Here is a 4,227-nt window from a genome sequence, read left to right on the forward strand (position 1 = left end):
ACCCCGAACCCCCCGTGCCCACAGCGGAATCGAGAGGTACCCCGATGCGTACATCCATCGCCACCGTCTCCCTCGGCGGCTCCCTCACCGAGAAGCTCACGGCCGCTGCCCGGGCCGGCTTCGACGGGGTCGAGATCTTCGAGAACGATCTCCTCGGCAGCCCCCTCACCCCCGAGGAGATCCGGGCCCGCTGTGCCGATCTCGGTCTGACCATCGACCTCTATCAACCCCTGCGGGACATCGAGGCGGTCCCCGAGGCCGAGTTCGCGCGGAATCTGCACCGTGCCCGGCACAAGTTCGAGCTGATGCGCAGGCTCGGCACCGACACCGTCCTCGTCTGTTCCAGCGTCTCGCCGCTCGCCGCGGACGACGACGCCCTCGCCGCCGCACAGCTCGCCCAACTGGCCGACCTCGCCCAGGAGTTCGGCGTCCGCGTCGCCTACGAGGCGCTCGCCTGGGGGCGGCACGTCAGCACGTACGACCATGCCTGGCGCATCGTCGAGACGGCCGGCCACCCGGCACTCGGTACCTGCCTCGACAGTTTCCACATCCTCTCCCGGGGCTCCGATCCCAAGGGCATCGAGGACATCCCCGGCGAGAAGATCTTCTTCCTCCAGCTCGCCGACGCCCCGTTGCTCGCGATGGACGTCCTCCAGTGGAGCCGCCACTACCGCTGCTTCCCCGGCCAGGGTGGCTTCGACGTCGCCGGACTCGTCCGGCACGTCCTGAGCGCGGGTTACGACGGCCCGCTGTCGCTGGAGGTCTTCAACGACGTGTTCCGGCAGGCGGACGCGGGCCCGACGGCGATCGACGCCCACCGTTCGCTGCTGGTTCTCCAGGAGGCGGTCGGTCTCGCGCGGCCCCCCGCCCCCGTCGTCCCCACGGGCATCGCCTTCGCCGAACTCGTCACGCCCGACGCGGAACCCGTCTCGGCGCTCCTCGGCGCCCTCGGCTTCGCCCGCACCGCCCGCCACCGCGGCAAGCCGGTGGACCTGTGGCAGCAGGGCGAGGCCCGGATCCTGGTCAACACCGGCCCCGCCGTACGACGCGACGGCACCGCGCTCGCGGCGATCGGCCTGGAGTCGCCCGACCCGGAGGGCGCCGCCCGCCGCGCCGAGGCCCTCCTCGCCCCCGTCCTGCCCCGCCGCCGCACCCCCGAGGACGCCCAACTCGACGCCGTGGCCGCACCCGACGGCACGGAACTCTTCTTCTGCGCCGGGACCAGTCCCCAACACCCCAGTTGGCGGGCTGACTTCATCGACACCCCCGGTCAACTCCCGTCAGGAACGGGCATCCTGCGCATCGACCACCTCGCCCTCACCCAGCCCTGCCACCAGTTCGACGAGGCGGCCCTCTTCCATTGCAGCGTCCTCGGACTGCACGCCCAGGAGAGCGTCGACGTCGCCGACCCCTACGGCCTGCTGCGCAGCCGTGCGGTCACCACTCCGGACGGCAGCGTCCGTATCGCCCTGAGTGTCGGCCCGGCCCCCACCGAGGACGGCGCCCACGCCCAGCACATCGCCCTCGCCGTCGCGGACGTGGTCGCCGCGGCCCGCCGCTTTCGCGAGGCGGGCGGCCGACTGCTGCCGATACCCGCGAACCACTACGACGACCTCGCGGCCCGATTCGACTTCGCCGAGGGCGAGTTGGAGACGTACCGCGAGCTCGGCATCCTCTACGACCGGGACGCCGGTGGCGAGTTCCGGCACTGCTACACCCGTACCGTCGGCCGGGTCTTCTTCGAACTGGTCCAGCGCGACGGCGACTACCGGGGCTACGGCGCCCCGAACGCGCCGGTGCGGCTGGCCGCCCAGCACACCGCGAAGCGGCTCACTGGCGGCTGACGGTCCTGGTCACACCGGTGACGACCGTCGTGGCCAGGATCCAGCCGGTGATGATCAGGGCGTAGCCGAGGTACTGATACCAGCCGGTCGGCGCGAACGCCTCCTCCTGGCCGAAGGAGATCACCGGCAGCAGCAGATCGAGGGTGTAGAACACCGGGTTGAAGTGCGGGGCCTCGGACGCCTTGAGGGCGTGCGGGTGGTGCAGGCCGTAGGCGATCGAGCCGATGGCCAGCAGCGACAGCAGCCAGGCGCAGGCGCGCAGCGGGCGGAAGCCGTAGCCGACGGTGACGTCCTGGACGTAGCCCCAGATCCGGTTGTACCGGGGGAGGGTGGCGCGCAGGCGGCGCTGCTTGGCGAGTTGGACGCGGCGGGCGGCGTAGTCGTCGCCTGTGCGGCGGTAGGCGCCGGCCAACTGCTCGTAGGCGTGCGGGACATAGCCGTCGCCGTCCTGCTCCAGCATGGCGAGGCGGCGCTCGGCGGGCTCGTGGGGGATGAGCGAGGTGTAGACGAGGCTGTTCAGGTGGACCCGGCCCGGCACCACCTGCGGTTCCAGCAGCAGGACGTCGATCTGGGCGCTGCTCAGCACGACACCGCCCTCGACGGGCGGGCTCTGCCGCAGCCAGAGTTCCCCGATGGCGGCGCTGCTCGCCAGCACCACGGAGCTGCCGGGGTTCGACAGAGTGCTGTACGACAGGTCGAGGCGGCCCGCGATCCGGGCGCCGCGCAGTCCGACCCAGCCCTCCACCTGGGCGTGGCGGAAGAGGATGTTGCCCGCGACGACGAGCACCTCGGCGTCGATGGCGGAGTTCCCGGGGTGGGAGAGGTGCGCGGTGTTGAGGTTGACCGACCCGGCGACACTCGCGCCGCTGAGCCGGATCTGCCCCTGGGTGCGCAGTCCGGCCGCGCGGAGGTCGTCGCCGACGGAGGCCTGGTTGAGCTGGAGGACCGGTTCCTCGGCGTCCGGGGCGATGATCTCCGAGCCCTCCATGAAGAGGCTCCCGGCGACCTTGACCTCCGCGAGCCGCACCACACCGCGGAACTTGGCCCGGGTCAGCCGCAGTACGCCGTCCACCCGCATCGCGTGCGCGGTCAGCCCGGGCAGGAAGGAGTCGCCGAGATTGAGTTCGCGCAGCCGGGCCGCGTAGCAGCGGGGCACTTCCTCGAAGTGGCAGTAGCGCAGCCGCACGGGGTGGTCGATCGTCGCGTACTGCAGGTCGAGCCGGCCGGTGATCCGGGCGCCCGCCAGGCTGAGGGACGCTATCTCACCTGCTTCCTGCGGCCCGTTGAGCAGCAGCGCCCGCAACACCGCGGCGCGCACGGTCCGTTCGGGACCCCAGTCGCCGCCGAGGGCGATGTCCTCGTCGTCCGCCGTGCGGAAGTCCACGGACTCGCCCAACGGGAAGGCCCGCCACACCTGTTCCTCGGCCGGTGTCAGATCGTTGATCTCCATCGAGAGGGACTCTAGCCCGGCGTCTGTCGCGGGCACAGAGGACGACCGCGGCCCGGACCGCGCGTCAAAGCGCGGTCCGGGCCGGGGAGTTGTGCCGTTACGGTCGGGTGTTCCACTCCGCGATGACGGGGCGGTCGTGCTCGGTGGACAGGCGGCTGACGGTACCGGTCGCCAGCTGGAACAGTCGGCCGTCCGCCGCCGGCAGGCCCAGCCTGCGCGCCGTGAGGACACGCAGGAAGTGGGCGTGCGCCACCAGGACCACATCACCGTCGGCGAGCGCGGAGTCCACCCGCTTCAGCACCCGGTCGGCGCGGGCGCCGATCTCGTCCGGGGACTCGCCCGGGTGTCCGGCGGGGCCCGGCGGCACGCCGTCGGTCCACAGGTACCAGTCGGGGCGGGTGCGGTGGATGTCGACGGTGGTGACGCCCTCGTAGCCGCCGTAGTCCCACTCGTGCAGGTCGGGGTCGGGTGCGGCCCCGGTGATGCCCGCGAGTTCGGCGGTGCGTATGGCACGGTCCAACGGGCTGGTCAGAGCGAGTGCGAAGGTCCGGCCGGCCAGGAGCGGGGCGAGGGACTTGGCCTCCTCCTCGCCGTGCCGGGTGAGGGGCAGGTCGGTCCAGCTGGTGTGCCGGCCCGACACGCTCCACTCCGTCTCGCCGTGGCGGACCAGCAGAAGATCCCCCACGGCGCGCCTACTTGGTCTCGACGGCGTGGCCGCCGAACTGGTTGCGCAGGGCCGCGACCATCTTCATCTGCGGCGAGTCCTCCTGACGGGAGGCGAACCGCGCGAAGAGCGAGGCCGTGATCGCGGGCAGCGGCACGGCGTTGTCGATGGCCGCCTCGACGGTCCAGCGGCCCTCGCCGGAGTCCTCCGCGTAGCCCTTGAGCTTGTCCAAGTGCTCATCGCTGTCAAGGGCGTTGACGGCGAGGTCG

3 protein-coding genes and 1 pseudogene are annotated in these 4,227 nt (G+C 71.9%); 1 reads left to right on the plus strand and 3 read right to left on the minus strand.

The genetic code is table 11. The features are described 5' to 3' along the window. The first annotated feature begins 44 nt into the window (after positions 1–44). A complete protein-coding gene (locus tag JHN45_RS50795) occupies positions 45–1,844 on the plus strand; it encodes a bifunctional sugar phosphate isomerase/epimerase/4-hydroxyphenylpyruvate dioxygenase family protein (protein ID WP_201056259.1) in 1,800 nt (599 codons plus the stop codon). Here the strand turns inward: JHN45_RS50795 and JHN45_RS50800 are convergent. The 3 genes and pseudogenes from JHN45_RS50800 to JHN45_RS50810 all read right to left on the minus strand — a co-directional run. Continuing rightward, positions 1,831–3,294, minus strand: a complete 1,464-nt coding sequence (locus tag JHN45_RS50800) for a membrane-associated oxidoreductase (protein WP_201056260.1) — start codon at positions 3,292–3,294, stop codon at positions 1,831–1,833. The genes JHN45_RS50795 and JHN45_RS50800 overlap by 14 nt on opposite strands. A 97-nt stretch (positions 3,295–3,391) precedes the next feature. Then, entirely contained in the window at positions 3,392–3,979 is a 588-nt protein-coding gene (locus tag JHN45_RS50805; protein WP_201056261.1) for a histidine phosphatase family protein, read from the minus strand. Between the two features lie 7 nt (positions 3,980–3,986). Next, positions 3,987–4,227, minus strand: a pseudogene (locus JHN45_RS50810) (6-phosphogluconate dehydrogenase); the annotation flags it as partial.

This window comes from Streptomyces sp. MBT53, assembly GCF_016654115.1.
Classification (GTDB): domain Bacteria; phylum Actinomycetota; class Actinomycetes; order Streptomycetales; family Streptomycetaceae; genus Streptomyces.